Raw genomic sequence first — 18,987 nt, forward strand, 5'->3', positions numbered from 1 at the left:
TCCTCCCGGTCTGAGGTGAGCCGGTGGGTAGCAAGGACCGCGCCAGGGCCCTCAGCCGGGATTGCGCAGGTTCTCCCGCAGCGTTCGGCCGGCATAGGCGGTGCGGTACAGGCCGCGCCGCTGCAGTTCCGGCACCAGCAGGCGCGTCACCTCCTCGAAGGTCACGGGAAAGACGGTGGGCGGCAGGATGAAGCCGTCGCAGGCGCCGGCGGTGAACCAGTCCTCCAGCACATCGGCCACCTGCGCCGGCGTCCCCGCCAGCAGGTCGCGCGGGCGCCGCACGGCCTCGGCGAAGCTGATCCCCTTCTGCCGCGCCACCTGCAGCATGCGGTCGCGGTGGCCCTGGACGCCCTGGTTGCTGCCCCCCGCCCCGTCCAGCGCCGCCGGGTCCTCGATCCGGCTGAGATCGGCGACCACCGACCAGGAGGAGGCGGCGAGGACCAGTTCCGGGTCCACCAGGGATTCGATGAAGGCGGCCTTCTCGCGCGCGATGCTCTCCGTCTCCCCCAGCACCACGGTGACCGAGGGCAGCACGGCGCATTCGTCCGGGTCGCGGCCGATCGCCGCCATCCGGCTGCGGATATCCGTGCGGTAGGCGATTGCATCGGCCTTGGTGGCCGGGGTGCAGAAGATCATCTCCGCCCAGCGCGCGGCGAATTCGCGGCCGCGCGGGGAGGAGCCGGCCTGCATCAGCACCGGCCGCCCCTGCGGGCTGCGCGGGACGGAGAGCGGGCCCTCCGTGCTGACATAGCGGCCCTCGTAATTCGCCCGGTGGATCTTCGCGGGGTCGGCGAAGCGGCCGGAGGCACGGTCCAGGACCAGCGCGTCCGCCTCCCAGCCCTGCCAGAGGGCATCGCAGGCCTCCAGCACCTCGTCCGCCATGTCATAGCGGGCTTCCTTGGGCGGCAGGCCCGGCTGGCCGAGATTCCGCGCCTCGAAGTCGCGGCCGGTGGTGACCACGTTCCAGGCCGCCCGGCCCTTGCTGAGGATATCGAGCGAGGCGAGCCAGCGCGCCGCGGCATAGGCCGGGGTGAAGCTGGTCGAGAGGGTGACGCCGAGGCCGAGGCGCTCGGTGACGCGCGCCATCTGCGGCAGCAGGACCATGGGATCGACCAGGGTGAGTTGCCCGCCGCGGCCGACATAATCCGCATAGCTGCCCTTGTAGAGGTCGGGGATGCCGAGCCCGTCGGCGAAGAAGCAGGCATCGAAGAGCCCGGCTTCCAGGATGCGGGCGCAGTCCTCCCAGCGGGAGGGCTCGAAGAGGTCGTCGAGCGTCGCGGCGGGGTGCCGCCAGGTGCTGGGATAGCTGAAGCTCGGGCCGGCCTTGAGATAGGCGACCAGGTGCATCCTGCGGCTCGTCATCGCGCCTCCTCCGGTGCCGGCGGGCGAGGGGGCCCTCCCCTCGCCCAGGCACACGGCATGCTGCCTATGGTTATTGCAGGTCCACCCGGGTCAGGTCCTGGTACCAGGACTGGGCACTGACGAAGCCCTTCACCCGCCGGGTCATCGCCCGTGGGTTGAGGTCGTGGACGATGTAGAGCCAGGGCGCCCCGTCCACGAGCCGCTCATGCGCGCGCTTCAGCGCCTCGGCGATCTTCGCCGGGTCGCGCTCGGTCTCGACCGCGGCGAAGGCCGCATCGAACCCGGCATCCTTCCAGTGGCCGGCATTGGAGCCGACGGGCGTCGCGTTGGAGGAGAGGAACCAGCGCGCCATCTGCGAGGGGTCCGACGAGACCAGGCTGATGTTCAGCGCATCCGCCCCCAGCCATTGCGGCGCCGTCGGCTCCGCCCTGAGGCCGGCCAGCAGCGTGTTCCACTCCACCACCTCGAAGCCGACCTCGACGCCGCAGTTCTCGCGCAGTGACTGCTGCAGGAACTCGTTCATCGGCAGCGGCAGCATCTGGCCGGAGCCGCTGGTGGAGATGCCGACCTTGATCCTGAGCGGCTTCTGCGCCCCATAGCCGGCTGCCGCCAGCAGCGCCTTGCCCTTGGCGGCGTCCAGCCGGTAGCGGTTCTCGGGCGAGCCGAAGAGCGGATCGCCCGCCTTGTAGAAGCCGACCGAGGGCTCGGCCGTGCCGTTCAGCAGCGCCAGCATGCCGTCGCGGTCGATGCAGTAGTTCAGCGCCTGCCGCACCCGCACGTCCTGCACCGGGCTGCCCGCCTTGCCCGCGGCGAAGACCCAGGGCCAGACATGCGGATAGGAGTTGGTGACGACCTGGAAGCCGCCCTGCTTCAGGCTGGGGATGGCGTCGGGCGGCGGCACCTCGATCCAGTCCACCTGGCCGCTGCGCAGCGCGGCGAGGCGGCTGTTCGCCTCCGGAATGGGCAGCAGGAGGATGCGGTCGAGCTTCGGCCGGCGGTCCGGGTTCCAATAGGCGTCGTTGCGGGCAAGCTCGGCGGACTGCCGCGGGACGAAGCGGCTGATCCGGAAGGGCCCGGTGCCCGCCGCCCCGGCCGCCGCCACCTTGCCCCAGTCATTGCCGGCCGCGGTGAAGCTTTGCGGCGAGGTGAAGAGGATCCAGGTCAGCAGGTAGGGCAGGTAGGAGACCGGGCGGGCGGTCTCGATCTCGACCGTCCGGTCGTCGATCTTGCGGTAGCCCGAGAGGATGGAGACGCGGCCGCGCGCCAGCGCCGCGCCGGCGGCGTCGAATTGCGGGCTGTCGTTCTTATAGAAGCGGTCGAGGTTCCAGATGACCGCATCGGCGCCGAAGGGCGTGCCGTCATGGAAGGCGACGCCCTGGCGCAGGGTGAAGCGCCATTTCTTCGGCTCGGCCGCATCCTGCGCCCAGCTTTCGGCCAGGCCCGGGCGGATATCGGCCGGCTTGTCGGCGCGGGTCAGGTCCCAGTCCACCAGCGGCTCGAAGACCGGGAAGCCGAGGAAGCGCATGCCCTCGGAGCCGTTGTTGGGCATGCCGGAGGTGGTCGGCACGTCGCTCGCCGTCATGGCGATGCGGAGCGTCTTCTGCTGCGCGGCGGCAAGGGTCGGCAGGGCCGCGATGGTGGCGGCGAGGGCAAGGTGGCGCAGTCGCATGCAAGGCTCCGGTCCCGGTGAGGGGCAGGGCCTTGCAAGCCGCGTGCAACCGCCCGGCCGCCGCGCCGGCGCCGGCATGGCGGGGCTTCCGCCCCCTACCCCGCGCTGCGGTCCCGGTAGGTCCGCTTGAGGTCCGCCTTCCAAAGCTTGCCCGTCGCGGTCAGCGGCAGGCTGTCCACGAACTCCACCTGGTCCGGGATCCACCACTTCGCCACCTTGCCCTCGTAATAGCCGAGGATGTCCTGCGGCGTCGGGCTGGTCCCCGGCTTCGGGACGATCAGCAGCAGCGGCCGCTCGTCCCATTTGCTGTGGTGGATGCCGATGACGGCGGCCTGCGCCACCGCCGGATGGCCCAGGATCAGGTTCTCCAGCGTGATGGAGCTGATCCACTCGCCGCCCGACTTGATGACGTCCTTGGCGCGGTCGACGATCTCGATGCAGCCGAGCTCGTCCACCGTCACCACGTCGCCGGTGCGGAACCAGCCATCCCCGGTGAAGGCCGGATCGCCCGGCCGGTTGAAGTACTGCTTCGCCACCCAGGGGCCGCGCACCTCGAGCTCGCCGAAGGCGACGCCGTCATGGGGAATCTCCTTCCCCTCCCCGTCGCGCACCCTGAGCTCGATCCCGAAGAGCGCGCGGCCCTGCTTGCGCGCATAGTCGAGGAAGCGGTCCGCGTCCCAGTCCGCGTTCTGCGGCAGGCGTGCATTGGCGGTGCCTAGCGGGCTCAGCTCCGTCATGCCCCAGGCATGGCGGATGTTGATGCCGTACTCCTTCAGGAACCCGGCATTGATCGGCGTCGGCAGCGCCGTGCCGCCGACGACCAGCCGCGGCGGGTGGCGGAAGCGCCGGGACGGGTCGGCCCGCAGCCATTGCAGCAGCGCGGTCCAGATGGTGGGCACGCCGGCCGAGAAGGTGACGCCCTCCTCCTCGAAGAGCCGGTGCAGGCTGGCCGGGTCGAGCTTCGGCCCGGGCATGACGAGGGAGGCGCCCGCCATCGCAGCGGCATAGGGAATGCCCCAGCCATTCACGTGGAACATCGGCACGACGGGCATGACCACGTCCTCGGCGCCGATGTTGAAGACGTCCTTCTGCAGCACCGAGATGCCGTGGATGACGGTGGAGCGGTGGCTGTAGAGTACGCCCTTCGGATCGCCCGTGGTGCCGGAGGTGTAGCAGAGCGAGGAGGCCGAACGCTCGTCGAGCTCGGGCCAGTCGAAATGCCCGGGCTGGCCGGCGATCAGGCTCTCCTGCGCCACCACCTCGAAGCGGCCGCGCAGCGGGCAGGGGTCGGGGATCTCCGCCTCCGTGCCCATGACCACGATGGTCCTGAGGCTGCCGGGCAGGTGGTCGGCCAGCGCCTCGGCGCCCTTCATCAGGGTCGGGTCGACGAAGAGGTGGGTGTCCGCCGCGTCCTTCAGGATGAAGGCTATCTGGTCGGGGAAGAGCCGCGGGTTCACGGTGTGCAGCACCGCGCCCATGGAGGAGACGCCGTAATAGACCTCGAGGTGCCGGTGCTCGTTCCAGGCGAGCGTCGCGATCCGCTCTCCCTGCTTCACCCCGCGCGCCGTCAGCGCATGCGCCAGTTGCGCGGCGCGGGCGGCGACCTGCGGCCAGGTGTGCCGGACCAGGCTGCCATTGGGTCGGGCGGAGACGATCTTCGCGCCGCCATGGTTCCTCGCCGCATGCTCCAGGATGGAGGAGATGAGCAGCGGACGGTCCTGCATCAGGCCCAGCATTCCCGGAAGCCTCCCTAGGTTTGCCTGCGATATGAGGCTCCGGGGGCCGTGGCGGCAAGGGCGGCGTCAGGCCGCGGGCGGGACATCCGCGCCGAGGGCGATCTCCAGCAGGCTGGGCCCGCCCGGGATGCGGCACGCCATCATGGCATCGAAGGCCGCATGCGGGTGCGGCAGGTCGAGGTGCAGATGGGCGTGCCGGCCCGGCGCGGGGCCATAGGATCCCCCGATCGCGGCGACGAGGTCGGAGGGATGGAATCGCGCCCCACCCAGGGCGCGGGCATTGATCCAGAGCCGGGCGCCGGCCCGGACCCGGGCGAGGAACCTCGCATCCACGGCCCGCGCGACGGGATCGACGGTGATGAGCAGGTCCACGGGTCGCCCCTGCTCGCCGAGGCGGGCGGCGATCCGCGCCGCGGCATGGCCGCCCCAGCTATGGCCGACCAGGCGGATCGGCGTGCCGGGCGGCTGCGCCGCGATCAGGGCGAGGATGGCGCCTTCCTGGTCGTGGTGGCGGTAATGGACCAGGCGCATCCCGGCATCCGGCAGGCCGGCGAGGCGGTCATGGACCCGGCCGACCTTGCGCAGCAGGCGGTCGGCGGCGCCGCCGATCAGGACGAGGAGCGGGCGGGCCGGGGCAGGCTGACCGGACACGTCGGGGCGGGGGTGCATGGCGGGCTTGTAGCGCGGTGCCGGGACCCGCGCGCGCCGTCCCGGGCCGGCCGCGCGCGGCGCGGATCATGGAGGGGGTCCCGGCTGCGAGGACGAAGACGTGGTCGGCGTACCGCCGTCCGCGCCCTCACCCCGCCCGGATGAAGGCCGCCGCGCGCTCCCCGATCATCAGCGCCGCCGGCTGGATGTTGGAGGAGGGCACCAGCGGCATGACGCTGGCATCCGCCACCCGCAACCCCTCCACGCCCTTCAGCCGCAGGCGGCTGTCCACGGGCGCCAGCGCGTCCTCCCCCATCCGCGCCGTGCCGCAGGGGTGGTAGACGGTGCCGCCGTCGCGGCGGATCATCGCGAGTATCTCCTCATCCGTGCGCACCTCCGGCCCGGGCGTCAGTTCCTCCTCGATCAGCGCGGCCAGCGGCCCCTGCGACGCAAGCTTCCGGCCGTACTTCACGCCCTCCACCATCAGGTGCCGGTCATGCGCCGCCTCCAGGTAGTTCGCCCGGATCACCGGCTTGTCCGCCGGGTCGGGGCTGCGCAGCGTGATGGTGCCGCGGCTGTCCGGCCGGCACTGGCAGGCGCTGAACATGAAGCCGGGATGCCGGTCCGGCCCCTGGTCGTAGCTGGTGACGGTGAAGTTCACGAAGAGGTACTGCATGTCCGGCTCCTCCGCGCCGGGCAGCACGCGGGCGAAGAGGTTGGCCTCCGCCGCGCCGATGCTCATCGGCCCGCGCCGGTCGAAGGCGTAGCGCGCGGCCATGCGCAGCTTGCCGACCGGGCTGTGCCAGTACTCGTTGACCGTGCGGCAGGGCTTCACCCGGAAGCGCATGCGCTGCAGGAAATGGTCCTGCAGGTTCCGCCCGACCCCCGGCGCGTGCAGGAGCGTCTCGATCCCCATCTCCTGCAGGTGCGCGCCGTCGCCGATACCGGAGAGCATCAGGATCTGCGGCGTGCCGATCGCGCCCGCACTCAGCACCACCTCGCGCCGCGCCTCCCAGCGCTCCAGCCCCGCCGGGCCCCTGACCAGTGCGCCGATGCAGCGCATGCCCTCGAACAGGAGCCGCTGGATCGGCCGCTCCGGCATCACCCGCAGGTTCGGCCGCGCCAGCGCGGGCTTGAGGAACATGTCGGCCGAATGGCTCCGCACGCCGCGCCTGATGTTCAGCGGCATGGGCCCGACGCCCTCGTGCCAGGCGCCGTTGAAGTCCTTCACCCGCTGGTGGCCCATCGCCAGGGCGGCGGCGATGAAGGCCTGCGCGCCGGGGGAGGTGTGCCGCGCCTCGGAGGTATGGATCGGCCCCGCCGTCCCGCGCTCGGCGGAGGGCTCGCCCGCCCAGGTCTCCATCCCGCGGAAGAAGGGCAGGCAATCGTCATAGGACCAGCCGCGCGCCCCGGACTGCGCCCAGCGGTCGTAGTCGCGCGGGCTGCCGCGCAGGAACACGAGGCCGTTCACCGCGCCGGAGCCGCCCACCACCTTGCCGCGCGGCCAGTGGATGCTGCGGCCCTCGAGGCCGGGCTCGGGTTCCGTGTGGAAGCGCCAGTCGTACTTGCCGCTGGAATAGAGCCGGGCGAAGCCGGCCGGGATGCGGATCCAGGGATCGCGCCAGGCCGCCGGCCCGGCCTCGATCAGCGCCACCTGGGTCGCGGCATCCTCCGACAGCCGCGCGGCGATGACGCAGCCGGCCGAGCCGGCGCCGAGCACCAGGATATCCGTCGTGTGCACCGCCGCGACCTGCTCGCGCCGGACCGATCCCTCGGGCATTGCCGCTTCCCCCCGACCTGCTTGTTGGGGGCATGATGGCAGGGGGCGCGGCGCCGCGCCTAGTCCGGCCTGATCCCGGCGTCGCGGATCAGCGCCCCCCACATCGCCGTCTCGGCCTCGAGCGTCCGGCGCAGGGCCGCGGCATCGCCTGTCGTGATGGTGACGCCGCTCTCGGCCATGCGTGCCCGGACATCGCCATCTTGGGTCGCGGCGGCCAGCGCCGCCTCCAGCCGCGCCAGCACCGGCGCCGGGGTGCCCGCCGGCGCGAAGAGCCCCTGCCAGAACACCACGTCGAAGCCCGGCAGGGCATCGGCGACCGGCGGCAGGTCCGGCAACAGGCCGCTGCGGTCGGCCGAGGAGATGGCGAGGCCGCGCGTGCCGCCGTCGCGCAGGCTCGGCAAAGCCTCCAGCACCGCCTGGAACATGGCCTGGATGCGCCCGGCCCGCAGGTCGAGCAGCGCCGGCGCGCCGCCGCGATAGGGCACATGCGTCACCTCGATCCCGGCGCGCTGGGCAAACAGCGCCTGCGCCAGGTGGTTCACCGCGCCCGTGCCGCTGCTGCCGAAATTGAGCCTGCCCGGATTGGCCCGGCACCAGGCGACCAGCTCCGCGGTGCTGCGCACGGGCAGCGCGGGATGGACATGCAGGACGAAGGCGGTGCGGAAGACCATGCCGATCGGCGCCAGTTCCCGCAGCGGCTCCTTCGGCGTCAGGCTGGGCTGCAGGCCAGGGTTGATGGCGAGCGTCGAGGTGCCCATCAGCAGCGTGTACCCGTCCGGCCGCGACCCCGCGACGGCGGTGCCGGCGACCGAGGTCGCGGCGCCGGCGCGATTCTCCACCACCATGGGCACGCCGAGCTCGCGGCCCATCCGCTCGGCGACCGCGCGGCTGGTGATGTCGGTGACGCCGCCCGGCGCATAGCCGGACATCACGGTGATGGCGCGGGCCGGGAAGGCCTCCGGCGCCTGGGCGCGGGCGGCGGCGGGCAACAGCGCGGGCGCGGCCAGCAGGGCGCGGCGGCGGATGATCATGGACGGTCTCCCGGTATCGTTCGCGGCGCAAGCTGGCCGCGCAAGCCGTCGCGAGCAAGACGGGACGGAAATACGCATGTCATCGTCATGTCATCCGCATGTCACAGGGCACCCGTATAGGCCGCCCAGGGACGAGGGATGCCGATGCTCGAGCTGCAGGGCCTGACGCGGCGCTTCGGCGCCGTGACGGCGGTGGACGCCGTGACGCTGTCCGTGCCGGCCGGCCAGATGGTCGGCGTCATCGGCCGTTCCGGCGCGGGCAAGTCCACCATGCTCCGCATGATCAACCGGCTGACCGACCCGAGCGCCGGCCGCATCCTCTTCCACGGCCGCGACGTCGGCGCGCTGCAGGGCGCGGCGCTGCGCCGCTGGCGCACCGACTGCGCCATGATCTTCCAGCAGTTCAACCTGGTCCCGCGCCTCGACGTGCTGACCAACGTGCTGGTCGGGCGGCTGAACCATGTGGCGCCCTGGCGGTCCCTCGCCGGGCTCTGGCCGGAGGCGGACCGCGCCATCGCCCTCTCGGCGCTCGAGCAATTCGATATCGGCCGGCTTGCGGCGCAGCGTGCCGACAGCCTCTCGGGCGGCCAGCAGCAGCGCGTCGCCATTGCCCGCGCCCTGGTGCAGGAACCCTCCATCATCCTGGCGGATGAGCCGGTCGCCTCGCTCGACCCGCGCAATGCCAGGCTGGTCATGGACGCGCTGGCCGACATCAACCGGCGCTACGGCATCACCATCCTGGTCAACATCCATTCGCTCGACCTCGCCCGCGCCTATTGCGAGCGGCTGGTCGGGCTCGCGCAGGGGCGGCTGGTCTTCGACGGCCCGCCCGAGGCGCTGACGGACGAGGCCGCCCGCCAGCTCTACGGGCTGGAGGCGGCCGAGGCGGTGGGCAGGGACGCGCCCCGCGTGCCGGTCCACGCCTGAACCACCCACGGAGACGACACGCATGTTCAGCCGCCGCACCCTGATCGGCGCGACCGCCGCCATGGCCGCCGCGCCCGCCGCCCTCCGCGCCCAGGCCTGGAAGGGCCAGTATCCCGAGCTGGTCTTCGCCATCATCCCGTCGGAGAACGCCTCGGGCGTCATCAACCGCTACACGCCCTTCGTCGAGAGCCTGACGCGGACGCTCGGCACCAAGGTGACGCTGCGCGTCGCCAACGACTACGCCGCGGTCATCGAGGGCCAGCGCGCCGGCAACATCCACCTCGCCAGCTACGGCCCCTCCTCCTTCGCCCGGGCGCTGATGACCGGCGCGCAGATCGAGGCCTTCGCCATCGAGGTCAACCTCGACGGCACCAAGGGCTACCACTCCGTCTTCTACGTGAGGAAGGACAGCCCCTACCAGACGATCGAGGACCTGAAGGGCAGGAACCTCGGCCTGGTCGACCCGAACAGCACCTCGGGCAACAACGTGCCGCGCTTCGCCATGAACAAGATGGGCATCAACCCCGATCAGTTCTTCGGCAAGGTGGTCTATACCGGCAGCCACGAGAATGCGGTGATCGCGCTCGGCCAGGGGACGGTCGACGTCGCCGCCAACTGGTGGAACGACGAGCAGGAGAGCAACCTGTTGCGCATGGCGCGCAAGGGAATGGTAAAGGCGGAGGATTTCCGCATCATCTTCAAGTCCGAGCAGATCGTGAACTCGCCCCTCGCCTACCTCACCAGCCTGCCGGCCGAGCTGCGCGCCGCCATCCGCACCGCCGTGCTGGAGATGCCGGAGAAGGACAGGGCGGCGTTCGACGCGATCTACGAGGGCAAGCAGAAGCCCTGGGAGCCGGTGGACAATGCCGCCTACCAGCCGATCATCGAGCTGAACCGCTTCGTCGACAACCTGCGTCGCCAGCGCGGCTGATCGCGGCCGATGCGCAGCGGCGGCGGCGGCCTCATCGTCCTGCGCGGCGACAGGCTGGCGCCGCTCGCCGCCTCCTATGACCGGGTGCGCGCGGCCGGGCGCCGCCGCACCCTCCTCCTCGGCGCCGCCACCCTCGCCCTGCTGCTGCTCAGCGGCTGGGTGGCGCAGGTGGACCCTGTCCTGCTCTGGGCCAAGGGCGGCAATTTCCTCGGCTATTTCGACCGGCTGACGACGCTCGAATCCGGTGCCCACGCCGGCCAGCGGGTCTGGATGGACCCGGCGGAGTGGTTCTGGGGCCTGCCGCACTGGCTCGCCCTGCTCGGCGACACGCTGCTGATGGCCTATGTCGGCACCCTGCTCGGCGCGACGGGCGGCCTCGCCGCCGGCCTGCTCTCGGCCGCGAACATCGTCCCGAACGGCTGGGTGCGGATCGGGGTGAGGCGGCTGGCGGAGTTCTGCCGCACGGTGCCCGACATCGTCTTCGCGCTGGTCTTCGTCATCGCCTTCGGCCTCGGCCCGCTGCCCGGCGTGCTCGCGCTCGCCATCCACAGCTTCGGCGCGCTCGGCAAGCAGATCTCCGAGGTGGTGGAGAACATCGACATGAAGCCTGTGGAGGGTACGATCGCCGCCGGCGCCGCCTGGACCGCCATGGCGCGCTTCGCTGTCGTGCCGCAGGTGCTCCCCGGCTTCCTCGGCTACGCGCTGCTGCGCTTCGAGATCAATGTCCGCGGCGCCGCGGTGCTGGGTTTCGTCGGGGCCGGCGGCATCGGCCAGGACCTGGTCGAGGCGATCCGCAAGTTCTACTACAACGACGTCGCGGCGCTGCTCGTCCTCGTCATCCTCACCGTCTTCGTCATCGATGCCCTGACCGGCGCGCTCCGCCGCCGCCTGCTGGAGGAGGGACGCGCATGAGCGGCAGCACGCTGCGCGTCAGCGACAGCACGCTGCGCGCCGATGCGCTGGCCCGCCTGCCGGCGCTGCGCGTCGCGCATCCCGCCGCTTTCCGCCGGCTCACGCCCGGCCGCGCGCTGGTGCTCGGCCTCCTCCTCCTCGGCACGGCGCTGCTGGCGCTCGGCATCTGGCGGCTGCAGATCGTGCCGGGCCGGCTGCTCTCCGGCCTCGGCGAGCTGCTGCACTTCGTCACGCTGATGCTGCCGCCCGATCCGGGCTCCTGGGCGCAGACGCGCCTCATCCTGCACGCCCTGGCCGAGACGCTGGCCATCGCCTTCCTCGGCACGCTGATGGCCGCGCTGCTCGGCCTGCCGCTCGGCCTCCTCGCCGCGCGCAACGCCACGGTCAATGGCGTGGTCCGCTTCCTGTCGCGGCGCCTGCTCGACAGCCTGCGCGGCATCGATGCGCTGATCTGGGCGCTGATCTGGGTCAGCGTCGTCGGCCTCGGCCCCTTCGCCGGCGTGCTGGCGGTGATGACGGGCGATATCGGCATCTTCGGCAAGATGTTCTCGGAGGCGATCGAGGCCGCCGACCGCCGGCCGCAGGAGGGCGTGGTCGCCGCCGGCGGCGAGGGGCGCGCGCGGCTGCGCTTCGGCGTGCTGCCGCAGGTGCTGCCCGTCATGGCCGGCCAGGTGCTCTACATGATCGAGAGCAATGCGCGGTCCTCCACCATCATCGGCATCGTGGGGGCGGGCGGCATCGGGCTGATCCTGGCGGAGATGATCCGCACGCTGGAATGGCCGACCGTCGCCTTCATCGTGCTGCTGATCCTGGCCATGGTGGCGGTGATCGACGCCGTGTCGGGGCAGTTGCGGCGGCGGCTGATGGGGGCATAGCGCCCGCGGCCCGGACGGGGCAGGCTGGGCGCCTGCAACCGGGATGGGGTGGCCGATGCTGCGGATCCGCGAGGACGACCTGACGGGGGAGGCGGTGCGGGCGCTGCTGGCCCTGCATCTCGCCGGGATGCATGCGAACTCCCCGCCCGGGCATGTCTTCGCGCTCGACCTCTCCGGCCTGCAGGTGCCGGAGGTGACGGTGTTCACCGCCTGGGATGAGGAGGCGATCGCCGGCGTCGGCGCGCTGAAGGAACTCGGCGACGGGACGGCCGAGGTGAAGTCCATGCGGACCCATCCGGACCATCTGCGCAAGGGCGTGGCGGCGGCGATCCTCGAGCATATCATCGCCACGGCGCGCGCCCGCGGCCTCGGGCGGCTGAGCCTCGAGACGGGCAGCGGCCCGGCCTTCGAGCCGGCGCTCGCGCTGTACCGCAGGCGCGGCTTCCGCGACGGCGAAGCCTTCGGGGACTACGTCCGCAGCGAGTTCAACCAGTTCCTGCACCTCGATCTTTGACTCGGTAGCCGTCGCCACGGGCGCGCCACGCGCGCTCGACCCCGTCGAGCGCACTCCGAGCCCCGGCCATGGGGCCCTTGCCGGGTCAAGGATCGGCCGCAGGCCGACCGCGCGCAGCGCGGCTGCGTCCTTGACGCGGCAAGGGCCCCATGGCCCCCGCGCTACCGCCCCGGCCGCGGCGGATCGGGCTGCGCCGTCGCCGGATCCTCCGGCCAATTGTGCCTGGGGTAGCGGCCGCGCATGTCCTTGCGGGCATCGAGCCAGCCGCCTTTCCAGAAGCCCGCGAGGTCGCCGGTGACGGCGATCGGCCGGCCGGCCGGCGAGAGCAGCGCGGCCTGCAGCGGCACCTTCCCGTCGGCGAGGCGCGGCAGCGAGGCCAGGCCATAGAGGTGCTGCGCCCGCGCCTCCAGCGTCGGCACCTCCCGCGCATAGTCCACCGCCGCGCTGCGGCCCGCCGGCAGCGGCAGGCGTGCGGGCAGGGCGGCGTCCAGGCGCTGCCGCCGCTCCCAGGGCAGGGACTGCAGCAGAATGTCCGGCAGGTTCAGGCCGGCGAGTTCCGAGAGCTTCGTCATGCCGTGCAGATGTGGCGCCAGCCAGTCCTGCACGGTGGCGATCAGCGCGGCGTCGGAGAGGTCGGGCCAGGCCTCGCCCTCGCTTCTCCGCATCCAGCCGATGCGCGCCTGCACCTGCCGCGCCGTGTCCGTCCAGCGCAGGTCGCGCAGCCCGCGCTCCGCGACGGCCGCGGCGAGCGCGGCGGCGACGGCGGCCGGGTCGGCATGCGGGATGGTCGCCTCCTCCAGCACCAGCGGGCCGAAGCGCAGGCGCCGGCGGGCCTGCACGGCGCCGCTCCGGGCATCGAAGGCGGCCCCCTCCTCCCGCACGAAGCGCTCGGGGAAGCGCGCTTCCAGCGCCGCGCGGTCGAGCCTTGCCGCCATGCGGATGCGGGCCTCCGTCCCCTGCAATTCGAGGTCGACCACGGCCAGCAGCGGCGACTTCGCCAGCGGGTCGGTCGCCGGCAGCCGCGCGCCCTGGCCCCCGGCGGAGCCGGAATGCAGAGACCCGGCGAGGCGGAAGGCACCGGCCATGACGCCGCGCATGGCGGCGATCCGGTCGGGGAAGCCGGCGGCCAGCAGCGCGCCGGGATCGCCCTCCGGGTGGGTGCTGCCATGCACGCCCAGCCGCCGCCGGTGCAGCGCCGCGGCGCGGCGGATGCGCTGGATCGCCGGGCGGTCGGCATTGGGATGGTCGCCCCCGTGCAGCAGGTCGAGGCGCAGGGTGATGTCGCTCGGCGCCTCCTTCCCGCGGACCGGGTCGCGCTCCTCCAGCAGGGCGGCGAGGTCGGCGGCCATGGCCTTCTCCCCCTCCGTCTCCGCCGCCGCCAGCATGCGGGCGAGGCGCGGATGAGTGCCGAGCCGCGCCATGCGCCGTCCCACCGCCGTCACCCGCCCTTCGCGGTCCAGCGCGTCGAGGTCGGCCAGCAGCGCCCGCGCGGCCGCCATGGCGCCGGCGGGCGGCGGGTCCAGCCAGGCGAGCGCGCCCGGCTCCGCCCCCCAGGCCGCGAGGTCGAGGGCGAGGCCCGACAACTCCTCCTCCAGGATCGCGGGCCGGTCCTGCGGCGCGAGGCCGCGATGCAGCGCCTCCGACCACAGCCGGATGGCGACGCCCGGCGCCGTGCGGCCGGCGCGCCCTGCCCGCTGCTCGGCCGCCGCCTTCGAGATCCGCACGGTGACCAGGCGCGAGAGGCCCGTCGCCGGATCGAGCCGCGGCGCCCGGCGGAAGCCGCCATCCACCACGATGCGCACGCCGGGGACGGTCAGCGAGGTCTCGGCGATGGAGGTCGCCAGCACGACCTTGCGCCGGGGCCCGGGATTGAGGGCGCGATCCTGCTCGGCCGGCGGCATCTCGCCATGGAGGGGCAGGACATCGGCCTCGATGCCGGACAGGCGCTCGGCGGTGCGGCGGATCTCGCCCCAGCCCGGCAGGAAGGCCAGGACATCGCCGGGATGCTCACGCAGCGCGGTGCGGATGGCGCCGGCCATGGCCTCCGGCAGGTCGCGCGGGTCCTGGATGTCGCGCGGCCGGTGCTCGATGGCGACCGGGAAGGCGCGGCCCAGGCTCTCGATCCTCGGCGCCTCGCCCGGCGATCCAGGCGGCGCGGCGCCGTCGGGCGCCCCGCCGCCCATCAGCCCGGCGAAGGCGCCGCCGTCGAGCGTCGCCGACATGGCCAGCAGCCGCAGTTCCGGCCGCAGCGCCCGCTGCAGGTCGAGGCAGAGGGCCAGCGCCAGATCGGTGTCGAGGTTGCGCTCATGCGCCTCGTCGAAGAGCACGCCGGCGACGCCCTCGAGCCCCGGGTCGGACTGCAGGCGCCGCACCAGCAGCCCCTCCGTCACCACCTCCACACGCGTGCGGTCGGAGACGGCGCGGTCGAGCCGGGTGGCGAGGCCGATGGTCCCGCCGGGCGCGCCCTCCCCCACCAGTTCGGCCATGCGCCGCGCGGCGGCGCGGGCGGCGACGCGGCGCGGCTCCAGCACCAGCAGCTTGCGGCCGGCCGCCCAGGGCTCGTCCTTCAGCACCAGCGGGACGAGCGTGGTCTTGCCCGCGCCGGGCGGCGCGATCAGCAGGGCATTCGGGCCCTCGCGCAGCGCCGCAGTCAGCGCCGGCAGGGCCTCGACGACGGGAAGGTCGGGAAGCATGCGCGGGACATAGGCGGGACGGCGCGGAAAGTCACAGCACAGGGCGGGCGGCCCTGCCTAACGCGGCAGGAGGGGCCATCCGGCGGTGGCCAGCGACCGTCCCTGCCGGCCGCGGCAAGATGGCCGGTCCGGCAGCCGACCGGCGCCGTCCGTCCGGCAGCGGCCCGGCGCGCCGGGGCTCCGAGGGCCGGTCACCGTCGGCGGGGAGGCCGCCCGGTCGCGCAGCCCGGCGCGCGGATCCGCGGCGGCTCAGGCCTCCTCGTCGTCCTCGTCCTCGTCTTCCTCCTCGTCTTCCTCGTCGAGCGGCACGAGGAAGACGGCGAACTCCTCGGCATCGTCGCCGATCGACCCGCCCTCCCGCGCCTCCTCGAGCCCCTCCTCCCAGCGGGTGGTCTCGGCCTCGCCCGCCTCGCGCACCGTCAGCGCCGCCGTCCCGTCCCAGAGCGGCGCACCGCCCGATTCGAACTCCTTCAGGTCCTGCCCGATCAGGGAGTTGACGAGTTCCTCCGCCGAGTCGCGGGTCTCCTCGGAGAAGACGAGGACGGGGCGGCCCGCGACCTCGACGGTGTAGAGTGTCATGGCTGGGTCCTTCCTGCGGCCGGGGTGAGGCGCGGCGGCGCCCCGCAACCCGCGGGCCGCCGCCCGGGGGAAGCGGGCCGCGCCGCCGGGAGTTCCGGCCACCGCCCGGCATCCAGCCATGGCCGCGTCACATCCCCGCGGCGCTTGCTTTGGCCGGGCGCCGATCCGTTCTATGGCTGCGCCATGGCCCGCCTGCTCCTCGCCCTGCTGCTGACCCTGCTCGCGCCGCTCGCGCAGGCGGCCGAGAGCGCGGCTATCCGCTCCCCGCGCGCCACCGCCACGCTGGTGGCCGCCGCCGCCGCGGTCGCACCCGGGGAACCGGTGGAGCTCGGCCTCCGGCTCCGCCTCGCCCCCGGCTGGCACAGCTACTGGCGCAACCCGGGCGATGCCGGCGCGCCACCGGAGGTGACGGTCCTGGCGCCCGCCGGCGCCGAGGCCGGCCCGATCCGCTGGCCGGCGCCGAGCCGCATCCCGACGGGACCGCTGGTCAGCTTCGGCTACGAAGGCGAGGTGCTGCTGCCCTTCCGCCTCGCCGCCCCCGCCGGCCTCGCCCCCGGCGACCGGCTGGCGATCGAGGCCGAGGCGACCTGGCTGGTCTGCGCCGAGCTCTGCATCCCGGAGGAAGGGCGCTTCCGCCTCGACCTGCCGGTGGCGGCGGGCGGCCGGACGGACGGCGCCCTCGCCCCGCTCTTCACCGTGGCCGAGGCGGCGGCGCCCCGCCCCTCCCCCTGGCCGGCCCGGGCGGCGCTCGCCGGCCGCGGCGGCAGCCTGACCCTGACCGGGGAGGGCCTGTCGCCCGCGACCGTGCGCGACGCCTTCTTCTTCCCGGCCGATGGCAGGCTGATCGAGAACCCGGCGCCGCAGCGTCTCTCCCTCGCCGAGGGACGCCTGGTGCTGGGCCTGGCGCGGCCCGAGGCGGCCGCGGCGCCGGCCAGCCTCGCCGGGGTCCTCGCCATCACCGACGCGGCCGGGGTGCGCGCGGCCTATGAGGTCGCGGCGCCGGTCGGCGGCCCGGTCGAGACGGCCCCAGGGGGAGATGCCTCGGCGCTGCCGCTCTGGCAGGCGCTGCTCTCGGCCTTCCTCGGCGGCCTGATCCTGAACCTGATGCCCTGCGTCTTCCCGATCCTGGCCATGAAGGCCATGGCGCTGGCCCGCCTCTCCGGCGCGGCGCGGGCGGAGGTGCGGGCCCATGCCGCGAGCTATACCGCCGGCGTGCTGGCCTGCTTCCTGGCGCTGGCCGGGCTGCTGATCGGGCTGCGGGCCGCGGGCGTCGCCGCCGGCTGGGGCTTCCAGTTCACCGCGCCGGCCTTCGTCGCGGCCCTCGCTTGGCTGATGCTGGCGGTCGGGCTGAACCTCTCGGGCGTCTATGCCATGGGCGGGCCGGTCGGGGCGGGCGGAGCGCTCGCCGGCCGGGGCGGGCATCTCGGCAGCGCCATGACCGGGGCGCTGGCGGTGCTGGTGGCCACGCCCTGCACCGCGCCCTTCATGGCGGCCGCCGTCGGCACGGCGCTCGCGCTGCCGGCGCCCGCCACCCTCGCGGTCTTCGCCGCGCTCGGCCTCGGCCTCGCCGCGCCCTATGCGCTGCTCGGGCTCGCCCCCGGCCTCGCCCGGCTGCTGCCGCGGCCCGGGGCCTGGATGGAGCGGCTGCGCCAGGGCCTCGCCTTCCCGATGTACGGCGCCGCCGCCTGGCTGGCCTGGGTGCTGGCGCAGCAGGCGGGGTCGGACGGGCTGGCGCTGCTGCTGGCCGGCGCCGTGCTGATCGGCTTCGCCGCCTGGGTGCTGGGCACGGCACAGCGCAGCGGCGGCAAAGGGCGCTGGGCCGGCCGGGCGCTGGCCGGGGTGGCGGCCGTCGCGGCTCTCGCCCTGCTGCCGGGCCTCGCTGCCGCCCCGCCGCGGGAGGCCGCGGCCGAGGCCGGCGCCGAACCCTGGTCCGCCGCCCGCGTCACGGCGCTGCAGGCCGAGGGACGGCCGGTCTTCGTCAACATGACGGCGGCCTGGTGCATCACCTGCAAGGTGAACGAGCAGCTCGTCCTGAAATCCGCGCCGGTCCAGGCCGCCTTCGCCGGCCGCAACATCGCCACTCTCAAGGGCGACTGGACCAATGGCGATGCGGCCATCGGCGCCCTGCTGCGCGAGCATGGGCGGGAGGGCGTGCCGCTGTACCTCCTCTACCCCGCCGGCGGCGGCGCGCCGCAGGTACTGCCGCAGGTGCTGACGGAGGGCATCGTGCTGCGGGCGCTCGACGGCGCGGGCTGAGCGGTCCCTCCGACGGCGGCGCTTGTCATCCACTCGTCGCGGACTCGTCATTGCCGCGTCGCCGGTCGCGGGCTAACGCCTGACGATCATGCAAACCGTGGCCCGCGCCCCGATCGACGCCTTGCGCCCGCGCCGCCTGCGCCGGCGCAAGCCGCTCCGCTTCCACAGCCGGCTGCCCGGCGGGCGTCTGTTCGACGTCTTCGAGGACAGGCCGCTCGGCGGTCGGGTGCGCGCCGTCCGGCGGCTGGTGCTGGTGCTGCTCTGGACCCTGCTCTGCATCCCGGTCCAGGCGGCGCTGCTGGCCCTGCCGGGCGAGGCCAGGGCAAGCTTCCCGCGGGTCTATCACCGCACGCTCTGCTGGCTGCTCGGCATAAGGGTGCAGGTCGTTGGCACGCCCAGCCGGGACCGGCCGGTGCTCTTCGTCTCCAACCACTCCTCCTGGCTCGACATCCCGGTCCTCGGCGGGCTGCTGGCCGCGCCCTTCGTGGCGAAGTCCGAGGTCGGGACCTGGCCGGTCATCCGCACCGTGGCGCGGCTCGGCCGCACCGTCTTCGTCAGCCGCAGCCGCGGCGCGACGGCGCAGGAGGCGACGGAGATGCGCGCCCGCATGGCGGCCGGCGACAGCCTGATCCTCTTCCCCGAGGGCACCAGCAACGACGGCACCCGGGTGCTGCCCTTCCGCAGCCCCTTCTTCGCCATCGCCGAGGGGGCGCGGCAGGTGCAGCCGGTCTCGGTGGTCTATGACCGTCTCGGCGGGCTGCCGGCCTGCCGGCGGGACCGGCCGCTGTTTGCCTGGTACGGCGACATGGAGATCGCCAGCCATGCCTGGCGGCTCGCCCGCCGCAGCGGTGCGCGGGTGACGGTGGTGTTCCACGAGCCCTTCCCGCCCGGCCTGCTGCCCAACCGCAAGGCGCTGGCGGCGGAAGCGGAGCGGATCGTGTCATTGGGCGCCGAGCGGCTGCGGCAGAACCGGCCGGTCGTGCCCATCGCGCCACAGCGTCACCCATCCGCCGCTTGACCGGCAGGGCCCGGGTGCCCGAGGCTTCCTTCGTGGTTCGAATCGGCCCCGTGGCC

At 73.6% G+C, this 18,987-nt stretch carries 15 protein-coding genes; 7 read left to right on the forward strand and 8 right to left on the reverse strand.

All coding sequences use genetic code 11. The features are described from left to right. Positions 1-51: 51 nt before the first annotated feature. The 6 genes from Q7A36_RS17970 to Q7A36_RS17995 form a co-directional block, all read right to left on the reverse strand. Entirely contained in the window at positions 52-1,362 is a 1,311-nt protein-coding gene (locus Q7A36_RS17970; RefSeq protein ID WP_305105106.1) for an NtaA/DmoA family FMN-dependent monooxygenase, read from the reverse strand. A gap of 70 nt (positions 1,363-1,432) precedes the next feature. Beyond that, positions 1,433-3,031 (reverse strand): ABC transporter substrate-binding protein, encoded by a 1,599-nt coding sequence (locus tag Q7A36_RS17975; protein WP_305105107.1) that lies wholly within the window; start codon positions 3,029-3,031, stop codon positions 1,433-1,435. Between the two features lie 95 nt (positions 3,032-3,126). Then, positions 3,127-4,767 (reverse strand): long-chain fatty acid--CoA ligase, encoded by a 1,641-nt coding sequence (locus Q7A36_RS17980; protein ID WP_305105108.1) that lies wholly within the window; start codon positions 4,765-4,767, stop codon positions 3,127-3,129. 66 nt (positions 4,768-4,833) lie between these two features. After that, the gene (locus tag Q7A36_RS17985) at positions 4,834-5,436 is read right to left on the reverse strand and encodes a thioesterase domain-containing protein (RefSeq protein WP_305105109.1); all 603 of its coding nucleotides are present in this window, start codon (positions 5,434-5,436) and stop codon (positions 4,834-4,836) included. 127 nt (positions 5,437-5,563) lie between these two features. After that, the gene (locus Q7A36_RS17990; RefSeq protein ID WP_305105110.1) at positions 5,564-7,195 is read right to left on the reverse strand and encodes a GMC family oxidoreductase; all 1,632 of its coding nucleotides are present in this window, start codon (positions 7,193-7,195) and stop codon (positions 5,564-5,566) included. A gap of 59 nt (positions 7,196-7,254) precedes the next feature. Further along, positions 7,255-8,226 carry a Bug family tripartite tricarboxylate transporter substrate binding protein gene (locus Q7A36_RS17995; protein WP_305105111.1) on the reverse strand — a complete coding sequence of 324 codons (972 nt, stop codon included), beginning with the start codon at positions 8,224-8,226 and terminating at the stop codon, positions 7,255-7,257. 138 nt (positions 8,227-8,364) lie between these two features. On the opposite strand from Q7A36_RS17995, the gene phnC reads away from it, so the two are divergent. Genes phnC through Q7A36_RS18020 form a run of 5 tightly spaced genes read left to right on the forward strand, consistent with a single transcriptional unit; the run spans position 8,365 to position 12,385 of the window. Further along, a complete protein-coding gene (phnC, locus tag Q7A36_RS18000; RefSeq protein WP_305105112.1) occupies positions 8,365-9,153 on the forward strand; it encodes a phosphonate ABC transporter ATP-binding protein in 789 nt (262 codons plus the stop codon). 22 nt (positions 9,154-9,175) lie between these two features. Continuing rightward, complete coding sequence (gene phnD, locus Q7A36_RS18005) at positions 9,176-10,084, forward strand: phosphonate ABC transporter substrate-binding protein (RefSeq protein WP_305105113.1); 909 nt, start codon at positions 9,176-9,178, stop codon at positions 10,082-10,084. A 9-nt stretch (positions 10,085-10,093) separates the two neighbouring features. Continuing rightward, positions 10,094-10,996 (forward strand): phosphonate ABC transporter, permease protein PhnE, encoded by a 903-nt coding sequence (phnE, locus tag Q7A36_RS18010; protein ID WP_305105114.1) that lies wholly within the window; start codon positions 10,094-10,096, stop codon positions 10,994-10,996. Continuing rightward, positions 10,993-11,871: a phosphonate ABC transporter, permease protein PhnE gene (gene phnE / locus Q7A36_RS18015; RefSeq protein WP_305105115.1), complete on the forward strand. Its 879-nt coding sequence runs from the start codon at positions 10,993-10,995 to the stop codon at positions 11,869-11,871. The genes phnE (Q7A36_RS18010) and phnE (Q7A36_RS18015) overlap by 4 nt, the downstream gene beginning before the upstream one ends. 55 nt (positions 11,872-11,926) lie before the next feature. Continuing rightward, positions 11,927-12,385 (forward strand): GNAT family N-acetyltransferase, encoded by a 459-nt coding sequence (locus Q7A36_RS18020; protein WP_305105116.1) that lies wholly within the window; start codon positions 11,927-11,929, stop codon positions 12,383-12,385. A 161-nt stretch (positions 12,386-12,546) separates the two neighbouring features. On the opposite strand, the gene hrpB is transcribed toward Q7A36_RS18020, so the two are convergent. Both hrpB and Q7A36_RS18030 read right to left on the reverse strand, forming a co-directional pair. Beyond that, positions 12,547-15,078: an ATP-dependent helicase HrpB gene (hrpB, locus tag Q7A36_RS18025; protein ID WP_305105117.1), complete on the reverse strand. Its 2,532-nt coding sequence runs from the start codon at positions 15,076-15,078 to the stop codon at positions 12,547-12,549. 249 nt (positions 15,079-15,327) lie between these two features. Next, the gene (locus Q7A36_RS18030) at positions 15,328-15,657 is read right to left on the reverse strand and encodes a hypothetical protein (RefSeq protein WP_305105118.1); all 330 of its coding nucleotides are present in this window, start codon (positions 15,655-15,657) and stop codon (positions 15,328-15,330) included. A gap of 183 nt (positions 15,658-15,840) precedes the next feature. Here Q7A36_RS18030 and Q7A36_RS18035 point away from each other — a divergent pair, with 183 nt between their 5' ends. Both Q7A36_RS18035 and Q7A36_RS18040 read left to right on the forward strand, forming a co-directional pair. Further along, on the forward strand, positions 15,841-17,913 hold the full coding sequence (locus tag Q7A36_RS18035) for a protein-disulfide reductase DsbD family protein (RefSeq protein ID WP_305105119.1): 2,073 nt from the start codon (positions 15,841-15,843) through the stop codon (positions 17,911-17,913). Between the two features lie 88 nt (positions 17,914-18,001). Then, on the forward strand, positions 18,002-18,931 hold the full coding sequence (locus Q7A36_RS18040) for a lysophospholipid acyltransferase family protein (protein WP_305105120.1): 930 nt from the start codon (positions 18,002-18,004) through the stop codon (positions 18,929-18,931). Positions 18,932-18,987 lie beyond the last annotated feature (56 nt).

Source organism: Paracraurococcus lichenis (assembly GCF_030657435.1).
Lineage (GTDB): Bacteria > Pseudomonadota > Alphaproteobacteria > Acetobacterales > Acetobacteraceae > Paracraurococcus > Paracraurococcus lichenis.